At 54.4% G+C, this 24,064-nt stretch carries 16 protein-coding genes; 14 read left to right on the top strand and 2 right to left on the bottom strand.

Annotated elements, in window-relative coordinates; genetic code table 11:
- Positions 1-33 precede the first annotated feature (33 nt).
- Both tssG and tssF read right to left on the bottom strand, forming a co-directional pair.
- Positions 34-1,062: a type VI secretion system baseplate subunit TssG gene (gene tssG / locus ACR6JA_RS18590; protein WP_166876319.1), complete on the bottom strand. Its 1,029-nt coding sequence runs from the start codon at positions 1,060-1,062 to the stop codon at positions 34-36.
- Positions 1,059-2,939 (bottom strand): type VI secretion system baseplate subunit TssF, encoded by a 1,881-nt coding sequence (tssF, locus tag ACR6JA_RS18585; RefSeq protein ID WP_213713050.1) that lies wholly within the window; start codon positions 2,937-2,939, stop codon positions 1,059-1,061. The genes tssG and tssF overlap by 4 nt, the downstream gene beginning before the upstream one ends.
- A gap of 368 nt (positions 2,940-3,307) precedes the next feature.
- On the opposite strand from tssF, the gene tssH reads away from it, so the two are divergent.
- The 14 genes from tssH (at position 3,308) to ACR6JA_RS18515 (ending at position 24,037) form a co-directional block, all read left to right on the top strand.
- The gene (tssH, locus tag ACR6JA_RS18580; protein WP_213713052.1) at positions 3,308-6,004 is read left to right on the top strand and encodes a type VI secretion system ATPase TssH; all 2,697 of its coding nucleotides are present in this window, start codon (positions 3,308-3,310) and stop codon (positions 6,002-6,004) included.
- Positions 6,005-6,081: 77 nt separating this feature from the next.
- Positions 6,082-6,615: a fimbrial protein gene (locus tag ACR6JA_RS18575; RefSeq protein WP_213713055.1), complete on the top strand. Its 534-nt coding sequence runs from the start codon at positions 6,082-6,084 to the stop codon at positions 6,613-6,615.
- Between the two features lie 115 nt (positions 6,616-6,730).
- On the top strand, positions 6,731-7,486 hold the full coding sequence (locus ACR6JA_RS18570) for a fimbria/pilus periplasmic chaperone (protein WP_494494098.1): 756 nt from the start codon (positions 6,731-6,733) through the stop codon (positions 7,484-7,486).
- A gap of 83 nt (positions 7,487-7,569) precedes the next feature.
- Positions 7,570-10,206, top strand: a complete 2,637-nt coding sequence (locus tag ACR6JA_RS18565) for a fimbria/pilus outer membrane usher protein (protein ID WP_494494001.1) — start codon at positions 7,570-7,572, stop codon at positions 10,204-10,206.
- On the top strand, positions 10,197-10,784 hold the full coding sequence (locus ACR6JA_RS18560) for a fimbrial protein (RefSeq protein WP_008454366.1): 588 nt from the start codon (positions 10,197-10,199) through the stop codon (positions 10,782-10,784). Before ACR6JA_RS18565 ends, ACR6JA_RS18560 begins: the two co-directional genes overlap by 10 nt.
- Before the next feature lie 86 nt (positions 10,785-10,870).
- Positions 10,871-11,395: a type VI secretion system contractile sheath small subunit gene (tssB, locus tag ACR6JA_RS18555; RefSeq protein ID WP_008454368.1), complete on the top strand. Its 525-nt coding sequence runs from the start codon at positions 10,871-10,873 to the stop codon at positions 11,393-11,395.
- A 15-nt stretch (positions 11,396-11,410) separates the two neighbouring features.
- Positions 11,411-12,910 carry a type VI secretion system contractile sheath large subunit gene (gene tssC, locus ACR6JA_RS18550; protein WP_008454369.1) on the top strand — a complete coding sequence of 500 codons (1,500 nt, stop codon included), beginning with the start codon at positions 11,411-11,413 and terminating at the stop codon, positions 12,908-12,910.
- Between the two features lie 209 nt (positions 12,911-13,119).
- Positions 13,120-13,605, top strand: a complete 486-nt coding sequence (locus tag ACR6JA_RS18545) for an Hcp family type VI secretion system effector (RefSeq protein WP_008454370.1) — start codon at positions 13,120-13,122, stop codon at positions 13,603-13,605.
- A 128-nt stretch (positions 13,606-13,733) separates the two neighbouring features.
- A complete protein-coding gene (gene tssJ / locus ACR6JA_RS18540; RefSeq protein WP_494599208.1) occupies positions 13,734-14,282 on the top strand; it encodes a type VI secretion system lipoprotein TssJ in 549 nt (182 codons plus the stop codon).
- 3 nt (positions 14,283-14,285) lie between these two features.
- On the top strand, positions 14,286-15,632 hold the full coding sequence (tssK, locus tag ACR6JA_RS18535; protein WP_494494002.1) for a type VI secretion system baseplate subunit TssK: 1,347 nt from the start codon (positions 14,286-14,288) through the stop codon (positions 15,630-15,632).
- Positions 15,632-16,999: a type VI secretion system protein TssL, long form gene (tssL, locus tag ACR6JA_RS18530; protein WP_213713067.1), complete on the top strand. Its 1,368-nt coding sequence runs from the start codon at positions 15,632-15,634 to the stop codon at positions 16,997-16,999. The genes tssK and tssL overlap by 1 nt, the downstream gene beginning before the upstream one ends.
- Positions 17,000-17,010: 11 nt before the next feature.
- Positions 17,011-20,844, top strand: a complete 3,834-nt coding sequence (gene tssM / locus ACR6JA_RS18525) for a type VI secretion system membrane subunit TssM (protein ID WP_213713069.1) — start codon at positions 17,011-17,013, stop codon at positions 20,842-20,844.
- A gap of 28 nt (positions 20,845-20,872) precedes the next feature.
- Complete coding sequence (locus ACR6JA_RS18520; protein WP_166866550.1) at positions 20,873-21,565, top strand: T6SS protein Cts1T; 693 nt, start codon at positions 20,873-20,875, stop codon at positions 21,563-21,565.
- Positions 21,566-21,625: 60 nt separating this feature from the next.
- Positions 21,626-24,037: a type VI secretion system Vgr family protein gene (locus ACR6JA_RS18515; protein WP_494599243.1), complete on the top strand. Its 2,412-nt coding sequence runs from the start codon at positions 21,626-21,628 to the stop codon at positions 24,035-24,037.
- Positions 24,038-24,064: the final 27 nt, after the last annotated feature.

Raw genomic sequence — 24,064 nt, 5'->3', positions numbered from 1 at the left:
CATCCATGGTTACGTTCTCTTCCAGGCGAAGGGCTACCGGCGGTACATCTCGGGCTCAAAGCTCATCCCGAAAACGGGGGTTTCGCTGGCCTCTCTTTCCAGCCAGCTCGCATAACCCAGCTGGTGGCTACCGTCTAACGTGGCCTGGGGCACCTGATCGGCGGCAAGCACCAGCTGCACATCCCAGGCATACTCAAAGCCGATAAAACTTCGAACCAGCTCGCGCAGCACCGCCATATCGCTGCCCCAGGGGCTGAACAGCATGTACTGAGCCAGCGTGAGCGGGCCCATCATCAGCTTGAATTTATGCTGCCGGTCGAGGACGGTATTACCGAGGATGGCCCCGTCGCCCAGCAGCGCGGCGTAGCGGTCGTCGCCCAAAGCGGTCTGATCTTTGCCCTCAAGGAAAATCCACTGCAGCTCAAACTCTTCCATCTGCACCGGAACCTGGAAGTAGTACTCCATGGCGCCTAGCAGGCCATCAGGGTTGCGTGCTTCTCGAATCAGGTGAGCGGATGACGCAAGGCGGGCGTGAATCGGCAGCGGGGCGGGATCGAGCTCGGAGGGATCCAGTCCCACCAGGCTGCCCACGTAAAATGAAAAACGCTCGTCTTCTTTACGATCGAGCGAGGCGGTGTCCTGCGATAAGAACCAGGCCCGATAAAACTGGCTCAGCGCCCGGTGGTGGAAGATATCCACGAAATCAATCAGCGTCGGGTCGTGCTGTTCGTAGCGGGAATAAGCCAGCTCAGAGAGGTGCAGCGGCATTGCCCCCTGAGCGCCCCAGATCCCCAGCCCAAAAAGCTGCAGTTTGATTTTGTCGTCCTGCTGATGGATGGCCGCTATCTCTCGAGGGGAGAAGGCCATGCTGGAGATCTGGCCGAGCCTGAAGCGCTCCTGAGAGGGGAGCGCGGCCTTACCCGGCGGCGGCAGAGACGGCGTGCGTGCGGCAATAGCCCGCATAATGCTGATAAATCCCGCATCCCAGGGGGCGCTGGGATCGAACCAGTTTTCCAGCCCTGGCGGTAATGACGAGGCCTGCGGCAACTTCGGGAGGGTCATAGCGCGCCTCGCCTGCCCGGGCGCGCTTTCCAGCGGGCGACCAGGCCTCGCTGCATGGAGTGCAGCTCAGTTTCGGTAAAAATATTGATGGCGGCATGCCGCGACAAATAGTTCTCCATAATCAGCCCAAACAGATAAGGGCTGACCCCGGAGAAACCTTCTTCGTCAACCGTCAGGCTACAGTTCACGCCGCGCCCGTAAACCAACAGCCCCTCATCCGAGAGGCGGCGAACCACCGGGCGGGTCTGGCAGCCCACGAGACTGTTAATTTGCGCCATGGACTCCAGATCGGATGCGGTAGTGAACAGCCGCAGCATATTACGAAGCGCCTCGCCCCCTTGAGCATGGTCCATATCCGACAGCGGCAGATAGTTGAAGCTCAGCTGACGAATCAGGCGCCAGGCCGTTTCGCCGAGAGCAAACGGTGAGCGGGGCGCGCTGGGAGAACTGACAAAGCGCGCGCCGTGAATGGGAACCGAGTCCGACATTGTCAGATCGAGGCTGCCGCTGCTGGTCAGCAGGCGGGGCAAATCACGATTGGTGACCATCGCATCGACCAGCAGATAGCGAATATGCTCGCCGTAAGGCGCTTCTTGCTGATCAACCAGCGAGATGAAGATTTCAGTCCCGCTGTAGGGCGTGCGGGTATCGTATTTTCGGCTGCTGGACTCTTTGGTTCTCACCGTGCGGTTGACGGAAAAATAGCGGCCAAAGTTGCCGGTATCGCTATGGCGGGTCTGATAGAGCGGGTTAAAGGTCAGCTCTTCGCTGGTTTCGGCCTGCAGACCAAACACTTTATTGACCGAGAACACCTCATAGTCGAGAGGACGGCTGCGGTCCGGCACGATATGAAAGTTATTGAGCGCCCGGTTGACCTCAATCCTGTCGACACGTTTAGGGAAAAGGTTAATGACGGGCGTGCAAAACAGCAGAAAGCGCGATGCGTCCAGGTGGGCGACTAAATCCTGCGGTAACTTATTCAACAGGATAATTATCTCTACTTCATTGGTGTTATTATCCGCAAAGGATTCAGCCAGCTGCGTGAGTGAGAAAAAATAAAACCTTTCACGGCAGGAAATATATTCCTGAATCAGCGTATGACCATGAAACATATTCCACTGTAGCGGCAATAAGCTCTGATCTGGCGCCATGCCTTCAAATTTCAGCGCCTGTTCATTGATGACATGATAACGGTTTTTTTCCCGTTCTCCGCTGCGAACCACCATCGCAACGTGGCTGCCGTGAAGCAGTTCGAACGTATGAGAAACGATACGCTCATCGCCCTGGATATATATCGGCAGTTCATTCAGCCCCTTCAGTTCAGAAAAGACCAGCTCTCCCTGCAGCTTAAGTTTAATTCGCAAAGCACCTTTTAATTGATGATGCTTGATGCGGTAATGTTCAAGGTTAGGGATATCCGGGGGGATTGAGGTCAGGCGTACCTCGGCAATTTCCAGCGGCCAAAGCGTCACATCCTGGTTATTTCTGAACTCGCAGCGGGTCATCTCACCGGGCAAAATACGGCTATAAAAGGCGCTTTGTTTTGGGATCCTGTAACCCTGGGTGAGATCGCCCTCGCTAAGATTAGGCTCCAGCTGCACCACCCCCATCGAGGGGGTTGGGGAGTTATAGTTTGGATAGACAATGTCCAGCAGGCGCTGGGTAAATTTGGGAAACTCAGCGTCCAGCTTTATCTGCGTTCTGGCGGATAAGAAGCAAAACGCCTCGATTAAACGCTCAACGTAAGGATCGGCAATCTCAATGCCGTTCATCCCCAGGCGCCCGGCAATCTTGGGATGACGTTCGGCGAACTCTTGCGCCATTTCTCTGACGAAAGTTAGCTCCCGGTTGTAGTAATCCAGAAAGTTGTGTTCCACTTGTCACCCTGTCAATTATTACAGCAAATATGTTTTTGCCATGCTGGAGATAAATATTTGAAGACAGAAAAAATCTTTTTTGTCGGAGGCGTTCTTCTGTTTATGAACCCGATTCTAAAAGTAAACGTTAAGTTTTCGTATGCCTGCATCATGCGTTTTAGAGAATTTAAGAATGGCTTTCGGGCGTAATTCTTAAAACCCGTGATGTTGGCCAGCAAGGGTTTTTATTTTAATTTTTGTTAATTACTATGCCCTACAGGTAACGTTCCGTAATGCGCTTAATGCGTTGTTTCGGCTCTCTGATCCACGTGGATAAGTGGATGAATAAAATAATCGAATAATCGAATTAAAACAGGGCGAGTTTTATCGTGGCGATAACCAGAAAAAACCTATTCGGTAAGCTAAATACCATCTTGTTTAAAGGCGTAGAGAGCGCCACAACGCTGTGTAAATTACGCGGTAACCCTTATGTTGAACTGGTGCACTGGTTAAACCAGATATATCAGCAGCAGGATAGCGATATTCGGCACATCATTCGGCACTTCGAGCTTGATGCGGAAATGCTGGAGCGTGATTTTTCTCAGGCGCTGACTCGCCTGCCTGCCGGGGCCAGCGCTATCTCTGATTTCTCCTATCACATTGAGCTGGCCATTGAGCGCTCGTGGGTATTTGCCAGCCTGGAATGCCATAACAATTGCATCCGCAGCGGCCATTTGCTGATTGCCCTGCTGACGACGATGGAGCTGCGCCGTGCGCTGTTCGCCATCTCTCCGGCGTTTGAAAAAATCCCTCTCGAACATTTAAGTAAGGATCTCGGGTACATCACCCGTGAGTCGGCGGAACAAAATGATTTAGCCGGTGGCGCAGCGGTGTCCGACGAGGCCGGGGTGCCTGGCGAAGCCAGCCACGCAATGGGCAGCGCTCAGGGCGGTGGGCTGGCGCAGTATTCTACCGATCTGACGGCGCTGGCGCGGGAAGGAAAAATTGATCCTGTGCTGGGGCGCGATAAAGAGATCAACACCATGGTCGATATCCTGCTGCGCCGTCGCCAGAATAACCCGCTGCTCACCGGTGAGGCCGGGGTAGGTAAAACTGCGGTTGTGGAGGGGCTTGCTCTGGCGATTGCGGCCGGGGATGTGCCACCTTCCCTGCAAAAGGTTCGCCTGCTTACGCTGGATGTGGTTGCCCTTTCCGCAGGCGCCAGCATGAAAGGTGAGTTTGAAGCTCGCCTGAAAGCGGTGCTGGAAGAAGCGGTCAATTCGGCTGAGCCCGTCATCCTGTTTATTGACGAAGTTCATACGCTGGTGGGGGCTGGCGGTAACGCCGGAACCGGCGACGCCGCGAACCTGATGAAGCCGATGCTGGCCCGTGGTCAGCTGCGCACTATTGGCGCGACGACCTGGAGCGAATTTAAGCGTCATATTGAGAAAGATCCTGCGCTGACGCGCCGCTTCCAGGTTCTGCAGGTTGAAGAACCGTCAGAAGCGCTGGCGATTGCGATGGTGCGAGGCCTGCTGCCTGTGCTGGAGAAGCATCACGGCGTGTGGATCATGGATGAAGCTATTCGCGCCGCCGTCAGGCTCTCACACCGGTATATTCCGGCCCGCCAGCTGCCAGATAAAGCGATTAGCCTGCTGGATACCGCCTGTGCCAGGGTTGCCGTGGCACAGCACGCGCCGCCGGCCGAGCTGCAGATGCTGAAGTTCCACAGCGAGTCGGCCCAGGCCGAGCTGTCGCTGCTGGAAAAAGCCATCGGCTTTGGCAAAGAGGACGATAAGCGCAGAGAGCCTATCCAGAACGCGATTTCTGAACATGCCGAAAACGCTAAGGTTCTGGACAGCCGCTGGAGCCAGGAATGCGAGTTAGTCTCCAGCATTATCGACACGCGTCAGCAACTTCTTGCGGCCACGGTTGAAGATACCGAAGTATCAGAAACGGAAAAGGTGGCCTATCTGCAGCAGCGTTTAGGAGAGCTTGAAACCACGCTGAGCGAAATTCGCGGCGAGCAGCCGCTGGTGCAGGCCGAAGTGAATGCCGACGTGGTGGCTTCGATTGTGGCGAACTGGACGGGGATCCCGGTCGGGCAGGTGCTTAAAGATGACGTCAGCGCGGTGATGGAGCTGCCGCAGCGTTTGGCCGAGCGCGTTATCGGGCAGCAGTACGCGCTGGACTGCCTGAGCCAGAGCATTCAGACCGCTCGCGCAGGGCTGGCGGATCCGAAAAAACCGTTTGGCGTCTTTATGCTTGTGGGGCCTTCCGGGGTGGGGAAAACCGAAACGGCTTTGGCCATTGCCAGCCAGCTGTATGGCGGTGAGCAAAACCTTATCACCATTAACATGAGCGAATACCAGGAAGCCCACACCGTCTCTTCCCTGAAGGGCTCACCTCCGGGCTACGTGGGCTACGGCGAGGGGGGCGTATTAACCGAGGCCGTCAGGCGTAAACCCTACAGCGTCATTCTGCTGGATGAAGTGGAAAAGGCGCACTCAGACGTGCACGAATTGTTTTTCCAAGTCTTTGATAAAGGATCGATGGAAGACGGTGAAGGCCGGCAAATCGACTTCCGTAATACCATTATATTGCTAACAAGTAATACGGGGAGCGACATTATTAGCAGTGCTTGTGCGGATCCTGAAACCATGCCGGGCGAAGAAAGTTTGCTGAAGGTTATTCAGCCTGCTTTGCTGAAAGTCTTCCCGGCAGCATTTTTAGGTCGAGTTACCGTAATACCTTATTTACCGCTGGCAACGTCTTCACTCCAGCGCATTGTTAATATTCATCTTAATCGTATTGCCGAACGTGCTAAGGCGAATTATGACCTTGAATTAAGCTTCAGCGAAGAACTGGTGCAGCACGTTGTGGAGCAGTGCCCGGTGGCGGAAACCGGGGCAAGGATGCTAATCCGCTTTATTGAGAAAAACATTTTGCCGAAAGTTGGCGTAGCTATCTTAAATTCGACTGGCGCAGCTGCTACACAAAATAAAAATGTGGCCATGCGTGTGGCTTATTCACATGAGAAAGGCATTGAACTTATCCATCAAACGGAGGAATTGCCGACGACGTAATTTAAGAAAGTTGCACCAGGAATTATGTATCTACTGTTTATAAAGTTTTTACTTACTGAAATATAGGGAATTATATCATGCGCAATTTTAAAATGACGCTGTGCGCCATGGCTTTGGCTGCGGTATCAACTTCTGCTCTGGCGGCGAATGAAACGCAGGGCACCGTCACCTTCAACGGTCAACTGATTGCCGAAACTTGCACCATCGCCAGCGATTCTGTCGATCGCCAGGTTCAGCTGCCAAAGGTGTCTATCCAGACCCTGAATGCCTCCGGCACAACCGCGGGTTCTAAAGGTTTTGATCTGAACGTTGAAAACTGCCCTACCGGCATCACTCAGGTGGCTGCGCACTTCGAAGCCGTCGGCAGCAGCGGCGTAAACAGCCAGACCGGTAACCTGACCAACAGCGCGACCACCGGTGCCGCAACCAAAGTTGAAGTTCGTCTGTACAACTCCGACGAGCAGCAGCTGAAGCTGGGCGAAACCGGTGCTCCGGCCCCTGTAACTGGCGGTAAAGCGACTATGCGTTACTACGGTGGTTACTATGCGACCGATGCCACTACCGCAGGTTTGGTTCAGGCGAAAGCTAGCTACACCCTGGCATACCCATAACAGGTTTGCTTCTAAATGAAGTGCGGGGCGAGCAATCGCCCCATTCTTAAAACCTGCTTTCATTATCAGGTAGATGTTATACGCGCAGGGCCGTGCTATGAAATATCAATATGCAATATTCTCAAAACTGACAGCTTTATTTATTCTCCTGCTGGCCGTCTCCCAGTCGGCGTTTTCTGGGATGACGATATCCGGTACCCGGATTATATTTCCCGGCGGTGAAAGAGAGCAGACGGTGCGTACGACAAATAAAGGCCCGTCGCCTTTGCTGGTACAGGTTTGGGTCGATGATGGTGGTAAAAATGACGACATTAATAAGATAAAAGTTCCTTTTACCACTACGCCGCCCGTGTATCGTGTTGATCCGGGCAAAGGGCAAAGTATCCGTCTGATATACAATGGCATGAATCTGCCTCAGGATCGCGAATCTGTATTTTGGTTCAATATGTTAGAGATCCCGCCAATGAAAGAGGGGGCCAAAGAAACGGACCATCTGGAGTTGGCCTTCCGCACCCGAATTAAAATATTTTACCGTCCGTCGGTCTTGAAGAGCAGCAGCTCTCAGGAGATTGGTAAACTGACCTGGGAAAACCTGGGGGCAGGAAAAGGCATAAAAGTGAACAATCCTACGCCTTACCATTTCTCTTTTGATAGCGCATCGCTGATGTCCGGGACGGTAAAACAGCCATTGGCAGTGGATATGATCGCGCCCTTTAGCAGCAAAGTGTTTTTACCAGAAAATAAAGGTTCTGTATCGGGGGCTATTAGCGGTGCAGTCGTTCGTGTCATTAATGATTATGGCAGCGTAATTGAATATCGCTTAATTCCCGCCTCGGGAAATACCTTAACAATAGAAAGAAAGTCGCAATAAATTTCATCGGTTTTTCAACTGAGCCAGAAATGCTTTTTATTTAAGGCCGGATAGCCACGCTTTGTGGTCAGGGAGTCAGGGACGTGAGACTAAAAGAAAGCAAGAAATATGCACGACGAGTCACGCGCGAATCGAAAGTCGCGTTTGCTGTTCGCCATATCCTTATGGCTTCTTTAGGAGCTAGCTTTTCCGTACTGGCTCAGGGAAATACCGCCAGCCTGCCGACCAGAAATGAACAGAGTTCTCGCCCGGAAAGCGTGAAATTTAACAGCGCCTTTATCCATGGGCAGAGCGTTGATGTCTCTCGGTATTTTGAAGGAAACCCTGCACCAGCCGGAGAATACAGCGTACAGGTTGCGGTCAATGGAGAAGGGCGGGGCCAGTACAAGGTTCTGTTCAAGGACGTAAACGGCAGCGTCGGGGCTGTGCCCTGTTTTAGCCAGGAGCAGCTGGGTCGAATGGGCATTAAAGTGTCACATAACCCGCTCGACGGCGCGGCGCATACCGCCGGAGATGACGGAGACAAACAGTGCGCCACGCTTGACCGCTGGGTTGACGGAGCCAGCGCCAGCTATCAGCCCGGCGACTTCTATCTCGATTTGACGGTTCCCCAGGCCTCCACGGTTCAGTACCCAAGGGGTTATACCGACCCCAATACGTGGGATTCTGGCGTACCCATTGGATTGTTGGATTACAACTCCAACGTCTATGTGCAGCAGACTAACAACCGGTTTGACAGCAAAGACGGGCATTCCGTAAGCGGTAATCTTGGCATGCTGGCGGGCCTTAACTTTTTCGACTGGCGGCTGCGTAAACGGTTCAATACCAGCTGGAGCAACGATCAATCGTCCCACAGCCAGTCCCTGTTTACGTATCTTCAGCGCGATATCCCGGTGTTAAAAAGCCAGCTCACGCTGGGCGACAGCACAACCAGCGGCGATCTGTTTGACAGCATGACGGTGAGAGGCGTCCAGCTCCAGTCCGACGATCGTATGCTGCCGGATGGGCTTCGCTATTACACCCCGCTGGTGCGTGGCTTTGCGGAGACCAACGCCAAAGTTCAGGTCAGGCAGCGAGGGCAGGTCCTGTATGAAACGACCGTGCCACCTGGCGCGTTTGAACTGAGCGATATCGGGGCTATGGGCTATGGCGGCGATCTGCAGGTTACCGTAACCGAGGCTGACGGGCGCCAGAGAACCCAGATCGTACCGTTTTCCTCACCGCCGATGCTGCTTCACGATGGCGTATCACGCTTCGGCGTCACCGTGGGCAAATTGAAAGATGACTCGCTGAAAGAAGAGCCGGGGCTGGCGCAGGGATTTTACCAGTACGGCATCGGCAACATGTACACGCTATACGGCGGCGGGCAGCTGGCCGATAACTACAGCGCGCTGGGGATTGGTCATGCCTTCAACACGCCGCTGGGCGGGGTTTCGATGGATATTACCCGCGCACGCAGTGAGCTTGGTAATGGCAGAGTTTCCACCGGGAATAGCTATAACGTTGGCTTCAGTAAATATCTGGATACGACGTCTACCGACGTTACGCTTGCGGCTTACCGCTACTCTTCGAAAGGATTTTATAGCCTGAGGGACGCGGCGTTAGATCGCTATGGGGCCAAAAGCGATAATTTTATCGTCGATTACCGGACCAAAGAGCGCTTTACCGTGAGCGTCGGGCAGCCGCTGTGGAATGGCGCCAGGCTGAATTTGTCCGGCAACTTCTATAGCTACTGGGACGACAGGTCTTCCACCAGCCAGTACATGCTGTCGTACAACAAATCCGAGCGCTATTTCTCTTGGGCGGTGTCCGCGTCCCGGGCCTATAACAGCGACGGGGAGAATATCGATAGCGTGATGCTGTCCGTCAGCGTGCCGCTGGGCCGAGCGAGCATGACCAGCAAACCGCTGTTTAACTCGCTTTATTCCTCGGTCAGCCACGATAACCAGGGCGGCAGTGCGGTACAGATGAACGCCATTGGCAGCCAGGGCGAGCAAAACGAACTGAGCTACGGCGTCGGGACTTCCGTGAACAAAGCGAGAAACGCTGGGACGCGCAGCGCGTTCAACGGCAACGTGAACTACAACTCGCCGTTTGGCCAGTTCGGATCAACGGCCTCCGTCGGGAATAAATCGAACCAGCTCTCGTTCTCGGCCAACGGCAGCCTGGTGGCGCATCAGGGCGGGATCACTGCCGGACCTCGACTGGGCGACTATCCGTTTGCCCTCGTTGAGGCGGACGGCGCCAAAGGCGCGAGAATGCTGAATGGCTATGGGTCGCAAATTGATGGCAATGGGTTTGCCATTGTGCCTTCGCTGACGCCTTACCGGGAAAATATTGTGGCGGTGAATACCCGCGGCCTGCCGGACACGGTAGACGTCCTGGAAAGCGAGAGCACGGTCATCCCGCGCATGGGTGCGGCGGTAAAAGTGAATGTGAAAACGCTCGTCGGTGATCCGGTCGTACTGATTGTGAAAGATAGCAAGGGTGAGCCGCTGCCAATCGGGATGGATGTTTACGATGAGCGTGACGCCAGCCTCGGCATTATTGGCCAGGGAGGCATGGCCTTTATTCGTGGCTGGCAGGCTGAGAAAAATAATCTGTATTTAAAAAGTGCTTCCGGTCAGCGACTTTGCACTATTTATTCCGATAGCAATATTGCAAATAAAATGAAGGGCGCGCGTGGCTCTATTACTCAGGTAGAGGTCTTATGTCATTGATGAATACTCTTGCCGGCGGCCGAGGCACTTTCCGTGGCCTGTGCTACGCGGCCCTGGTGGGCGCTCAGTTTTTCGCCGCGGCGAACGCCTGCTCAACGAATTGTTCGATAGATGTTTTCTTTACCGGTAATTACACCGATGAAACCTGCAGTGTGGCGATCAATAACGCCAGCAGCAATGAAATTGTGACGCTCCCACGTGTCGCCGTAGCCTCGCTTAGCCGCGACGGCAATGAGGCCGGCAGCGTTCCGTTCGATATTACGCTCAAGGATTGCCCGGCCAGCAGAACGATAACGGTATTTTTTAATAGCACCATTTCTGCAGCTGATACCGAAACGGGAAACTTAGTGAATAGCAGCGGAACGGACTTAAGCCGCGGCGTTCAAATTAGATTGCGTAAAGAAAATAGTTCGCAGGTCATTATTGATAGTGCTGATTCAGGGCAGGATTACGTTATTTCCGCCACGGCCGAACCATTGAGCCACAGATTTACAGCGAGCTATTACGCAAAAGGGAACTCGACCGTCACCGCGGGCCAGGTTCACGCCGTGGCGGGGGTCGAGCTTGTTTATAAATAACAGGGAGGCTTGCTGATTATTTGAACGTTGACCATCCGACAAGCGACGGTTTATCCATAAACGGTTATTAAAGAGTATTGACTACTATGAGCAAAAGCAACTCGCAAAAATTCATCGCACGAAACCGTGCTCCGCGCGTACAGATTGAGTACGACGTGGAAATTTATGGCAGTGAAAAGAAGATTGAACTGCCGTTTGTTATGGGCGTTCTGGCGGACCTGTCCGGCAAGCCACTTGAGCCGCTTCCCCCGGTCGCCGACAGAAAGTTCCTCAGCATCGACATCGATAACTTTGACGAGCGTATGAAGGCTATGCGCCCGCGCGTGGCGTTTGCAGTCCCGAATACCCTGACGGGCGAAGGGCAGCTGATGGTTGATATGACCTTTGACAGCATGGACGATTTTGCCCCCGACGCCATTGCCCGCAAAGTCGATTCGTTATCCCAGCTGCTTGAAGCCAGAACCCAGCTTGCCAACCTGCAAACCTATATGGACGGTAAAGCCGGGGCGGAAAGCCTGGTCATGAAAGTGTTGAACGATAAGTCGCTGCTGAACACGCTGGCTTCGTCGCCAAAGCCAAAACAGGCTGATGAAGCCGCGTCCCAAAAGTGATGAAGAGAGATAATAATGGCTACTCAAGCAGAAACAAATAAACAGGCAGCCCCGCAGGCCGCCACCCAAAGCGACTTTAACGCTTTGCTGACCCGTGAATTTAAGCCAAAGTCCGATCAGGCGAAAACCGCGGTCGAAATTGCCGTAAAAACCCTGGCTGAGCAGGCGCTAAGCACCTCGATCACCATGGCCGATGACGCCTATAAAAACATTGCCGCGATCATCGCCGAGATCGACATGAAACTCTCCGAGCAGATCAACCTGATCCTGCATCACGAAGAGTTTCAGCGCCTCGAAAGCGCATGGCGCGGTTTGCATTATCTCGTCTACAACACGGAGACGGATGAAAAGCTGAAACTGCGCTTTATGGATATCTCTAAAAACGATCTGCGCCGCAACATGAAGCGTTACAAAGGGATTGCCTGGGATCAGAGCCCGCTGTTCAAGCAAATTTACGAAGAAGAGTATGGCCAGCTTGGTGGCGAGCCCTACGGCTGCCTGGTGGCGGATTACCATTTCGACCACAGCGCGCCGGACGTAGATCTGCTCTCGTCCATCGGTAAAGTGGCGGCTTCTGCCCATATGCCATTTATTACCGGCGCGGCGCCGTCCGTTATGCAGATGGATTCCTGGCAGGAACTGGCTAACCCGCGCGATCTGACGAAAATCTTCACCCAAAACCTGGAATATGCGGCCTGGAACTCGCTGCGCCAGTCGGAAGATTCTCGTTACATCGGCCTGGCGATGCCGCGCTTCCTGGCGCGTTTGCCTTACGGCATCAATACCAATCCGGTGGATGATTTTAACTTCGAAGAAACCACCGACGGGGCCGATCACGGCAAATATGTGTGGTCTAACGCCGCTTATGCGATGGCGGTGAACATCAACCGTTCATTCAAACATTACGGCTGGTGCACCATGATCCGCGGCGTAGAAAGCGGCGGCGTGGTGGAGGATCTTCCGTGCCACACCTTCCCGACCGATGATGGCGGCGTGGACATGAAGTGCCCAACCGAAATTGCTATCTCTGACCGTCGTGAGGCCGAGCTGGCTAAAAACGGCTTTATTCCGCTGGTGCATCGCAAAAACACTGACTATGCGGCCTTTATTGGCGCTCAGTCGCTGCAGAAACCTTCCGAATATTACGATCCGGACGCAACGGCGAACGCCAATTTGTCCGCACGTCTGCCTTACCTGTTCGCCTGCTCGCGTTTTGCGCATTACCTGAAGTGTATCGTGCGCGACAAGATCGGCTCCTTCAAAGAGCGTGAAGATATGCAGCGCTGGTTGAACAACTGGGTCATGAACTATGTGGACGGTGACCCGGCAAACTCATCTCAGGAAACGAAAGCTCGCCGCCCTCTGGCCGCGGCCGAAGTGGTGGTTGAGGATGTTGAAGGCAACCCGGGTTATTACCAGGCGAAGTTCTTCCTCCGTCCACACTTCCAGCTGGAAGGTTTGACGGTGTCACTGCGTATGGTAGCCAAATTACCTTCGCTGAAAGACGTTGCCTGATAAGGCAATTTAAAAATGGTTGTCTGATTCAGGCAATTTAAATAAAGAATAATCACTTCATTATTCTTTAAAGGTGCGGCCGCGCCGGGGATTCTTGCGCGCCGAAAATGTTGTAGGGAATTTTCATCATAATGAAATTGCTTCTACGACTTAATTTTAACGTTGCACACTGTGTGACACTCTTAAATGAGAGCTGAAAAGGAAATATTATGGCTCAGGATATGTTTATTAAAATTGATGGCATCGAAGGCGAGTCTCTGGATGCTACCCATAAAAATGAAATTGAAGTGCTCGCATGGCGTTGGGCCAGCTCACAGCACTCAAATATGCACAGCGGCTCCGGCGGCGGTTCCGGTAAAGCTACGGTGGACGATTTCTGCTTCGAACACTATGTCGACAAGGCCAGCACCAACCTGCTGAGCTACTGTCTGTCCGGTAAGCACATCAAAGACATTCAGTTTGTTATTCGTAAAGCCGGTGGCGATCCGCTGGAATACCTGACGCTGAAATTCACCGATGTGATTATTACTCATGTTGAAACTGCGGGCTCCAGCGAAGACGAAACGCGTCCACGTGAGAAGGTGACCTTCGCCTTCACCAAACTCACTCAGGACTACGTGATGCAGAATGCAGAAGGCGCTAAATCCGGCGTTATCTCTACCAGCTACGACGTTAAAGCTAACCTGCGCAGCTAATACTGCCGGGTTATCAATGGTTTTGCCGCTTCGGCGGCAAAACTTTCTCCAGGCGGGGGTGCGGGATATTTCGCTCCCTGCGCGGGTCGCGCGTTAATTCGATACACATCGTTCAGGAAATAAAGTGCGTGGATAGGGATATGTTTTGCAAAACAGAAATAAAGAATTGCCGGTTAGCGCTTGTGAAGTGTCTGCTGATTATTGGGCTGGGGACTTTGTTATTTTCCTGCAGCAGCAGTAACGATAAGCAGCCTGCTGGCAGTGAAATAAAAATTAATCTGGTTGCAGACAAAGATATTAATCCTAACGATGGCGGCCATCCGGCACCGCTCAACATATTTATTTATAACGTCAAAGAGCGGGATGTTTTCACCAATGCCGATTTTTTTGAAATTGTAGAAGGAAATAATAAAACCCTGCAAACCGCTATATCAAAAGAGTACGAGGCCATCCTTCAGCCGGGTGAGTCGCGTAGCGTCACAATTAAGCCTGATGGTGACGGCAGAACCCTGGGGTTTATTGGTGCTTATCGTGACCTAAATAATGCAATCTGGCTGGCGACATGGACGCGACCGGAAAAGGAAACATCGTGGTGGCGGAACATGTTCAGCGACGACTCGCTGACCCTGCAGGCACATTTCCAAAAAACAGCAATTACAATTAAAAAAATGGATTAAACCATGAGAACAAATAAAGTCGTCTGGAGTGAAGGGCTGTTTTTGCGCCCGCAGCTTTTTCAACAGCAAGAACGCTACTTTGAATATTTTGCCCACAAAAGAGCGTCGACGCTCAGCCCTTTCTTTTGGGGGTTCTCGCAGTACGAAATCGATCGTGAGGCTTTGTCATACGGCAAACTGGTGCTGCGCGCCGCGCGCGGCGTTTTGCCCGACGGCACGCCGTTCGATGTCCCCGATCATGCCGATTTGCCTGAGCCGCTGACGATCCTGCCTGAACATCTGGGCAAAATGATCTATCTGGCGGTGCCGCTGCGTCTGGATAACAGCGATGAAACGATCTTCAGCCAGCATGACGCCAGCTCGCTGGCGCGTTTCCGCGCTCAGGAAGCCGAGCTCTGCGATACCAACGCCATTCGCCAGGGGCCAAAACCCGTACAGATTGCCCAACTGAGGCTCAAGCTGGTCTCTGAAACTGAAATGACCGAATCGTGGATTGGTCTTCCGCTGACGCGGGTGAAAGCGATTCAGCCAGACGGGAGCGTGCTGCTTCACACGGATGACTACATCCCACCGGTGACCGGCTATGCGGCGAATCCTTTGCTGAGTGAATGGCTGACGCACCTTAATGGTCTGGTAAAAATGCGTGCCGGCATGCTGGCTAATCGCCTCTCCTCCTCTGACGGCAAAGCCAGCGCCAGCGCCGAAATTGTTGATTACCTGCTGCTGCAGATCTTCAACAAGTACGAGCCGATTCTTGACCATTTACGCCACATACCCGAGCTACCGCCCATTGTGCTTTATGAAGAGCTGGCCAAGCTGGCAGGGGAGCTTTCGACCTTTGTTCGAACCAAAACGCGGCGGCCAAAACCTGCGCCGGGATACGATCATGCGCGGCTTTATCCCTCGATCCGTCCTCTGGTCGATGATGTACACGATTTGCTGAACCAGATTCTGGTTCGTGCGGGCCAGCTCATTGACCTGCAGGCGAAAGGCAACGGCGTTTGGGCGGCTTCCGTGCTGCCGAACGAGCTGCGTTCCTTCTCTAACTTGGTGCTGGCCGTTCACGCGCAGCTGCCAATGGATGTGCTGCATCAGCACTTCCAGGCCCAGGCCAAAATCAGCGCGCCACAGCAGCTGCACGAGCTGGTGCGCTCCCACCTGCCGGGGCTGGTCCTGCAGGGGCTGCCGGTACCGCCGCGGCAGATTCCCTACAGCACCGGGTACGTGTATTTCGAGTTGCTTAAAAACGGACCTTTCTGGGAAAAAATCTCGGCAACCGGCGCGCTGGCGCTGCACGTTGCCGGTGAGTTCCCTGGCCTGAAAATGGAACTTTGGGGAATCCGGACCTGATGAAAGACGAGATTAATCAGCACGCTACGCCAACGCCGGGGGGCATGCAGGATGACGATACCTCTCCTCAGGCGCTGGGCCGTTTTCTTCTTGATGAGCAGGGGGACTGGATCCAGGAGCCGGAAGCCACGCCGACGGCTCAGGGCCGTGCCGGGGAAAATAGCGAGACCAGGACAGGCGATGACCGGGCGTTAAGAAGCGAAAGCGTTCAGCAGCGCATGATCAAGGTCAGCGCCGCTGAGAATCCGCTGCTTGAAGCCGCTCAGCCGCTGCTGCGTGCGCTGAGCGATATGCCGGAGCAGATTGGCGATTTAACGCACGTTGAGATCCTGAAAAATACGCTTAAGAGCCAGATTAATCTCTTCGGCATCGTCTGCGATGAAGTGAACATCCCGTGGAAAAAAATGGCGATAGTTCGCTATTGCCTGTGCACCGCGCTGGATGAAGCGGCACACACCGCGCCTTGGGGGCTTGAGGCTGGCTGGTCTCAGAGCAACCTGCTCAACCACTTTGAAGGGGATAACGATGGCGGGAACAAGTTCTTCCTGCTCATCGGTCGCCTGTCGATGAACCCGACCGAGTTTGCTGACGTCCTTGAGGTCCTGCTGCGCATCCTTGGCCTCGGCTTCGAGGGGCGTTACAGCATCATTGAGGACGGGGATCGCCAGCTTACCAAGATCCGCCAGCGCCTGTTGACCCTGGTACAAAGCACGCGCAATACCACGCCGCCTGCATTGTCGCCGCACGGGCTTCAGCCTCATGGCCCGGCGCGGCGGGAAAGGCTGATTGTACCTGTCCGGCTGACCGCGCTTTGCGCGGGCATTCTGGTGGCCTCGGCCTTTATCTGGTGTAAGTACTCGTTGCTGGTGAATAGCACGAGAATCATCAGTGATATCAATGCGATGAAGAACGTTAAGGTCAGCGCGCCGCCGGTGAAAATGCGGCTCAGGCTGAGCGTTTTGCTCCGCAATGAAATTCAACGGCAGCTGCTCAGCGTCGATGAAACGCAAAAGCAAAGCAAAGTCGTGTTGAAGGGCGATTCCCTGTTCTTATCCGGTTCAACCAAAGTGCAGCCTGAGATGATCAACGTGATTGAACGCGTGGCCCGTGAAGTCCGTCGCGTTAACGGCGATCTGGTGATTGTCGGCCACACCGACGCCACGCCGATCAGCCGGCCGGGCTTACCCAACAACGTAGTGCTTTCAGAAAAACGAGCCGCCGAAGTGGCCCGCTACTTTATTGAGGCGGGTGTGCCGGAGAGCAAAGTGAAAGTCGAAGGGGTGGGCAGCAGCCAGCCGGTGGCCTCTGATGCTACCGCTCAGGGACGGGCGAAGAATCGCCGCGTAGAGTTTTTTGTCACGTATTAACGAGAGCGACAATGTCTTATTTGAATAGAGTCTTCGCGGCGCGGTTTTTGAAGACGCTGCTGATTATGTGCTGTATCGGGCTATTGGTTGCCGCTATCTGGTTCCTGGGGCCGTTCTTTGGGTTTGGCGAGTCGCGCCCGCTGCTGAGCGTTGAGTCACGCATTATTTTTATCCTGCTGGCGGCATTTTGCCTCGCCGGGATCTGGCTACGCTGGCCGGTCTTCATCATGGTGATTGCGGCACTTTGCGTGGTGGTCTGGGTGCTGGGGCCGTTCCTTCTGGTGGGCGAAAAACATCCGCTGGAGCCGGTGAGCATCAGGCTGATGGTCATTGCAGTTATGCTGTTTTTGGCGCTGCTTTACGGCCTGTGGTTGCTGCTGCTGGCGCTGAAAGACAACCCAAAACTGCTGGATAAACTCACCCGCGGCAAGACGTCAACGGTCGAAAATGATACGTCAGAAGCGGCTGCCGCCATTGGCAACGCCGTCGACTATGTGAACAAAAATCGCAGTACGCTCTCTTTTTTCCAGCGTGTGATTTTAGCGCGTAAGCCGCTCGATCTGATGCCGTGGTACATGGTGCTCGGCACTGATGATGCCGGGAAAACCTCGGCGATTCTGGCTTCAGGGCAGAACTTCCCGGTGCCGGAGCAGCTTAATCAAGTGGGCAAATCCGCCGTGCAGACGCGTAACTGCAAATGCTGGTTCGCCAATGACGCCATCTATGTGGATACCGCTGGCAAGTACGTTAGTGACCCTGAGCAAAGCCTTAGTGAGTGGCGGGCCATACTCAAAGCGTTAAAAAAACACAGGCCGGTCAAAGCGCTGAATGGCGCCGTCGTCACTTTTTCCGCCGCCGATCTCCTGGGGCGAAGCACCGCCGAACTTTTTGAGCTGGCGGCGAGCCTGCGTGCCCGAATTGAGGATCTGCGCCAGACGCTGGGCGTGCGTTTCCCGGTTTATGTCCTCGTCACCAAACTCGATCAGCTTCCCGGTTTTGCCGAGTATTTCAGGATCCTGACCGAGCAGGAGCGTGAGCAGGTCTGGGGCGTGACTTTCCCTTACGGCGAGGCGCGCACCGAGCCTGTATCCGAGCTGAGCGGGCAAATCAGAGACGAGCTGGCCCTGCTGGAAGAGAGGATCGAGCGTGACATGATCGTTCGTCAGCAGGAAGAGTACGATAACCGCGATCGCAAAAAAATGTATGCCCTGCCGCAGGACTTCCATCTGCTCTCCGGCCTGGTGGCGGATGTGGTGCATAACATCTTCTTTGCCTCCCGCTACAACGAGTCGCAGAGCTATACCCTGCTGCGCGGGATCTATTTCTGTAGCAGCCATCAGCCGGTCGACTTTAGCCTGGTGAATAACCAAAGCATCATGCGCAAGTGGTTCAACTACGTGGAGCATAAAACGCCGCCGGTGATGGCCACCCTGATTGCGCAGCCAAAAGACAGGGACTTCCTGATAAGCGACGTTTCATACGGGCGTCAGTACTTCCTTAAGCAGTTGTTCAGTGACGTGATCGTCAAAGACAAAGATCTGGCGCGCCATAACCTGGCGAATGAATCGAAGTTCCGTTTACAGCGTTTGCTGGGCCACACGCTTAGCGTTGTTATCGCCTTTATTCTGCTGAATGGCTTCTACAACAGCTACGGGAACAACAGCGAATACCTCGCCGAGGTGAAGAGCCGGGTTGCCGTTTTGGGCGGCGAGGTCAATCGATTCGTCAGTTCGGCAAACGATAATTTGCTGCCGCGTACCTTAATGCTGGCGCAGTCTCTACCGGAGTATGGCTCTCTCGACGTCTTTAACCCGACCCTCGACTGGCGCTATGGCTTGTACACCGGCACGGATGTGGTTGAGGCCTCGGGTTCGCTGTACCAGTATTTCCTGCAGCGTCTGCTGCTGCCGCAGATTGAACAGCAGGCCACGCTGGCGTTACAGGAAGCGGTTGATGGCGGAAAACCTGAACGTATTTATGACCAGTTGAAGCTGTATCTGCAGGTTTTTGGACAAGGCAAATTCGATCGTCAGTCTCTGACGGAGAGCATCACTAATCTGTGGGAGGCTCGCGGTAAGCTTCAGCCTTACGAAGAGCGCCAGATCTTTGTTTCCCATCTGAGAAATCTGCTTTCTTCTCCAGAGTGGCGCCGCTATGGCCAGCCCGCTGACGACGGGCTGGTGAAATATGCGCGCGCCATACTGCAGCGTCAGGACCTGGCCAGTCGGCTGTATGAGCGTCTCAAAGACGCCGCCGCTCAGGATGCGCCTGCTGATTTAACGCTCAGTGACATGGCGAAGTCGCGCAGCGGTGAGCTTTTCTCCGTTATTGATGAACACGCTGAAATCGCCATTCCCGGTTTATTTACCCGTTCGGGTTACTACGACGTGTTTAAAAAAAAAATGGCTCCAGGCCTGATGTGGCTGGAGCGTGAGGATGCCTGGGTGTCCGGGAATGGGGAAGAACAGGGCAGCCAGGAGGCAAAGCCGCAGGTAAAAATGGCCGGCAACGGCGTGCTGGTTAACCCAATACAGCAGCAGGTTCTGGCGCTCTATCTCGATGAGTACACGCGGCACTGGCAGGATTTTCTCAGCAATATTCGTATCAAAACGGACGTACTGCCGCTGGGCTACGGCAGCGCGGGAGTGGCGGCAGATATTTATATGCTGCGGGCGCTGAGCGCCTCTGATTCTCCGCTGGCAAGCCTGGTTACCCGGGCGGTGCGGGAAACGACGCTGGTTGGGAAAGAGGATAAATCGCTGCTCGATAACGTCCCGAATAAAGGACGAATCCTGAATGCCGCCGCTAAGGTCAGCCTGGCCTATGCCGCGATGGAAAAAAAGCTGCTGCGGGAGCGGGTGGATGACCACTTTTCTCCCCTACGCGAGTTTGTGACCGGCAGCCGTGAACCGGCTGAAGGAGAGCGTAACGCGGGGCCGGGGGCGGAGCTGAGCAAGCTGCTTGGCGCGTTAAGTGAGCAGTACACGCTGTTCGTTATTTACGATGATGCGCTGAAGAACGGTAATGCCGTGGCGTTATCCGGCACTGCCAGAAAAATCGGCGCAGAGTCGCAAACCTGGCCCGATCCGTTACCCAATGTGATTGCCCCTCTGTTGGACGGGGCATGGACGCGGGCCAACCAGGAAGCCATCGCCAAAAGCAGCGAAGGGATAGATGAAAACCTGGGGCGCGTTTGCCGCGCAACTTTGCAGGGGCGTTACCCGTTTGCCTGGAGCCAGCGTGACGTAAAACCGTCTGATTTCGAACGCTTCTTTGCCGCTGGTGGCCTGGTGGATGAGTACTTCAAAAAGAACCTGGCGGACAAGGTGGATACCTCTTCGCATCCGTGGCGCTTTAAGGGTGACGTCGAGGGCAACGAAGACACTCTGGAAGTGTTTGAACAGGCCGCTGAGATTCGCGACGCGTTCTTCCAGTCTGAAGGCGGGCGCAAACTTTCCCTCACCTTCGACATTGCGGTGCCTTATTTGGATCCGGCCATTACGCAGCTGAACATGAATTTTGACGGCAAACAGGTGAGCTATGCCCACTGGCCGGTTGCCCCTGTATCTCTCGCCTGGCCTGCCTCGCGCATGACGTCAAGGGTCAGCATCAATGCGACTCCGCGCGTGACGGCGGGAACCTCGTCCCTGAGCTTCAGCGGGCCGTGGGCATTGTTCCGCTGGATGGACAGCGCCGACGATATGGTGGCCAGCGAAGGTGATGACACGGTGCTGGTTTATAAGCTGGATTCGCGACGGGCAAATATTCAGGTTTCAGGCCTGACCTATAAAGACATCCCCGTCCGGGATCTCTTAAAAGCGTTTCGCTGCCCCGGAGACGCATAGCCGTCTCCACCATTCGCCAGAGGAAAATATGTTGCTACGCCTGTATTTACTTGTTGATGAGTCGCGGGCTGGCCTGTTTCGCAGAAGAGGGAAAAAGCAGCGAGAGGTGCGCTCCATTATTACCCAACAGATTCTGCCGGGCATTGGCTCCTCATTACCGGACGACTATTTACCTGAGCACTATCCGTGGTCGTTTGTTATTTCGTCACCTTCGTCGCGAGGGTACGACGCTTATTGCGGTGCTTTTATGCTGCGGCCTGGAAAAGGAGGCGTTCCCTCGCTGGTCATTATTTATGGCGAAGCGCCCTGGCCGTGGCTGAAGAAAAATTTGCAGGATGAATGTCCACTGCCCTTTTGGGCATCAAGGATTTTAAACAATGTGCCCGATAGCGACGTGGCCGGGCAAAACTGGCGCCCGCTGTGGCAGTGGGTTAAAGCGCTGAGGCGAGCGTATTCGCCGCTCTGGGAGAAGCTGGTGCTGACGCCAGCCTGGCAGTTCAAAAATCATTCTCAGGTGTTACTCAGGGAGGGGTCACAGGAAGATTATCGCATTCATAACCGTGATGGTGTTGAGGCTATGCCGTGGAAGAACTGGCCCGACTGTATTGAGCAGGAGGCGGGTATCTGGATTTGGCGGCAAAGCCGGCACAGAAAAATAGTGGATTCTCAGAGGATCCCTTTACGACGCGCTGAGGCTAAACCGCCCGACGCATCCTTCTAAGTTATTGACAACGCATCGGGTGATTACATGTCACGCACTATTAGATTAAGCAGCCCGGCGATGCCTGTGCTGCTTGGGGAACCCGCGCTGGTTATCTCGAAGCTGGAAGGGGAAGAGTCACTCTCCTCCCTCTACAGCTACGCGATTACCGCTAAAACACCAGCCAATCCCCAAATACCCTGGCAGTCAGCTTCTAATGTCGACCTGAAGTCGCTGATTGGTAAAGAGATGACGGTTCATATTGAACTCGACGGGAATGGGTTGGGAGACGTTCACGGTGTCGGTCAGGAGATTCGTGAAATTTCCGGCATGGTTCAGCGTGCCCGCTATGTTGGCCGCGACGGCTATCAGGCGTTGTATGAAGTTATTATTCGCCCCTGGCTGCACCTCGCTGAGCTGACGGCTGACTTTAAAATTTTCCAGCAAAAATCGGTGGTGACCATTATCGATGAGGTGCTGGGCGACTATAACTTCCCGTTTGAGAAGCGCCTTGCAGGGAATTATCCGCTTCTCGATTTCCAGGTTCAGTATGGCGAAACGGATTTCAATTTTATTGAACGCCTGATGGAAGAGTGGGGGATCTATTGGTTCTTCGAGCATAGCGAGGGCAGTCATAAGCTGATCCTCGTGGATAACGTGGGCGCGCATAAGCGATTCTCCAGTGAGGCTTATCACGTTATTCAGTACGCTTCAGACCGTCCAAAAATGGATCAGGAATACGTCAGCCAGTTCCATTTCCAGGAGACCATTACTTCCGGGAAATGGGTAACGAATGACTACGACTTCACCAAATCACGCGCCGATATCATGGCGCTGGACAGCAAACCTCGGAAGACCAGCTTCAACCAGATGGAGATTTTCCACTGGCCGGGAGATTACGAACAGCCGAGCATCGGGGAGCAGCTTGCGCGCGTCCGCATGGAAGAGCGTGGCGCCTTGGGCTCCCGCTGCGAAGGTTCCGGTGAACTTCGTGGGATTGTCTGCGGCTGCGACTTTGAGCTTGTTAACTATCCCGTGGAAAAGGCTAACCGTGAGTACATGGTGCTGCGTAGCCATTTGCTGGTTGAGGAAATCGATCAGCTCTCATCGCACGATGAATTCCTCTATAGCTGTAACTTTACCGTTCAGCCGACGACCAAGATTTATCGTCACCCGATGACGGTGGCGAGGCCAAAAACCAGCGGTCCACAAACGGCTATCGTCGTTGGCCCTCCGGGAGAAGAGATCTGGACCGATGAATATGGCCGGGTAAAAGTCCGTTTTCTTTGGGATCGCTACGGCAAAAACCGTGAATCGGACTCCTGCTGGCTGCGAGTGAGCCAGGCCTGGGCCGGCAACAATTTCGGTGGGATTTACATTCCCCGCATTGGTCACGAAGTGATTGTTGATTTTATCAATGGCGATCCTGACAGGCCGCTTATCACCGGCAGCCTCTACAACAACGTCACCATGCCGCCCTGGGATCTCCCGGTTAACGCCACCCAGAGCGGGCTGGTTAGCCGCACCGTAGGCGGTGGTCGCAGCAATTTTAACGGGATCCGTTTTGAGGATAAGCCGGGGCTGGAGCAGTACTGGGAGCAGGCTGAACGCAACATGAGCCGCCTGACGAAACAGAACGAAGACCAGACCATAGGCATGAACTCTAACGTGAATGTTGGCCTGTCGCGTAACCTCTTTGTCGGGGCCAACTACATGTCTGACGTTATCGGGAACAGCAGCGCCATTATCGGTGCGGCGCTGGCAATCCAGGTGGGCGGCAGCCAAAGCGACAATGTTTTAGGGGCAAAAGGCATCAACGTCGGCGGCGCATTTATGACTGCCGTTGGGGGCTACCATTCGCTTTCCGTTGGGGGCGCACATCAGGTCAACGTAGGCGGTTATCATTCCCTGGCCGTTGGGGGCGCGAGCACCATGGTGGCCGGCGGGGCGATGACGCTTTCCGCGGGAGGCGAGCTGGTTATTTCCGCGAAGAAAATCAAAATCGTCGGCTCAGACCAGGTGATTATCCAGGGCGGCGAAGTGGATATTAACCCTGGCGACTGCGGTGACAACTGCGGAGGCGGCGGAGGCGGCGGTGGGGGCGGCGGCATGATTGGTTTGCCGGGGCTGCCGGCTATTACGGCTCTGTTTGGCGTGGTTATTCCTTTACCACCGCTGCCAACGCCAGAGCCGCCGCCGCCAACGATAACGCCAACTCAACCGCCGACGGAAACCCCAACGGAGACGCCGACGGAAACCCCAACGGAGACGCCGACGGAAACGCCAACGGAAACACCGACGGAAACCCCAACGGAGACACCGACGGAAACCCCAACGGAGACACCGACGGAAACCCCAACGGAGACACCGACGGAAACCCCAACGGAGACGCCAACGGAGACACCGACGGAGACGCCAACGGAGACGCCAACGGAGACGCCAACGGAGACACCGACGGAGACGCCGACCGGAAGTGAAACAATAGAGCCTTAACATTCAAATGATTACGGCGGTGGTTCG

The sequence above is a fragment of the Cedecea sp. B1(4) genome (assembly GCF_059414925.1).
The sequence above is the reverse complement of the archived record's forward strand: the minus strand, read 5'-3'. Positions and strand labels throughout refer to the sequence as shown.

What these genes read in the sequence shown, in the direction of transcription:
- tssG (WP_166876319.1), bottom strand. Translation starts at nt 1,062, where the DNA reads ATGACCCTCCCGAAGTTGCCGCAGGCCTCGTCATTACCGCCAGGGCTG.
- ACR6JA_RS18575 (WP_213713055.1), top strand. Translation starts at nt 6,082, where the DNA reads ATGCGCAATTTTAAAATGACGCTGTGCGCCATGGCTTTGGCTGCGGTA.
- ACR6JA_RS18560 (WP_008454366.1), top strand. Translation starts at nt 10,197, where the DNA reads ATGTCATTGATGAATACTCTTGCCGGCGGCCGAGGCACTTTCCGTGGC.
- tssB (WP_008454368.1), top strand. Translation starts at nt 10,871, where the DNA reads ATGAGCAAAAGCAACTCGCAAAAATTCATCGCACGAAACCGTGCTCCG.
- tssC (WP_008454369.1), top strand. Translation starts at nt 11,411, where the DNA reads ATGGCTACTCAAGCAGAAACAAATAAACAGGCAGCCCCGCAGGCCGCC.
- ACR6JA_RS18545 (WP_008454370.1), top strand. Translation starts at nt 13,120, where the DNA reads ATGGCTCAGGATATGTTTATTAAAATTGATGGCATCGAAGGCGAGTCT.
- tssK (WP_494494002.1), top strand. Translation starts at nt 14,286, where the DNA reads ATGAGAACAAATAAAGTCGTCTGGAGTGAAGGGCTGTTTTTGCGCCCG.
- tssL (WP_213713067.1), top strand. Translation starts at nt 15,632, where the DNA reads ATGAAAGACGAGATTAATCAGCACGCTACGCCAACGCCGGGGGGCATG.
- tssM (WP_213713069.1), top strand. Translation starts at nt 17,011, where the DNA reads ATGTCTTATTTGAATAGAGTCTTCGCGGCGCGGTTTTTGAAGACGCTG.
- ACR6JA_RS18520 (WP_166866550.1), top strand. Translation starts at nt 20,873, where the DNA reads ATGTTGCTACGCCTGTATTTACTTGTTGATGAGTCGCGGGCTGGCCTG.
- ACR6JA_RS18515 (WP_494599243.1), top strand. Translation starts at nt 21,626, where the DNA reads ATGCCTGTGCTGCTTGGGGAACCCGCGCTGGTTATCTCGAAGCTGGAA.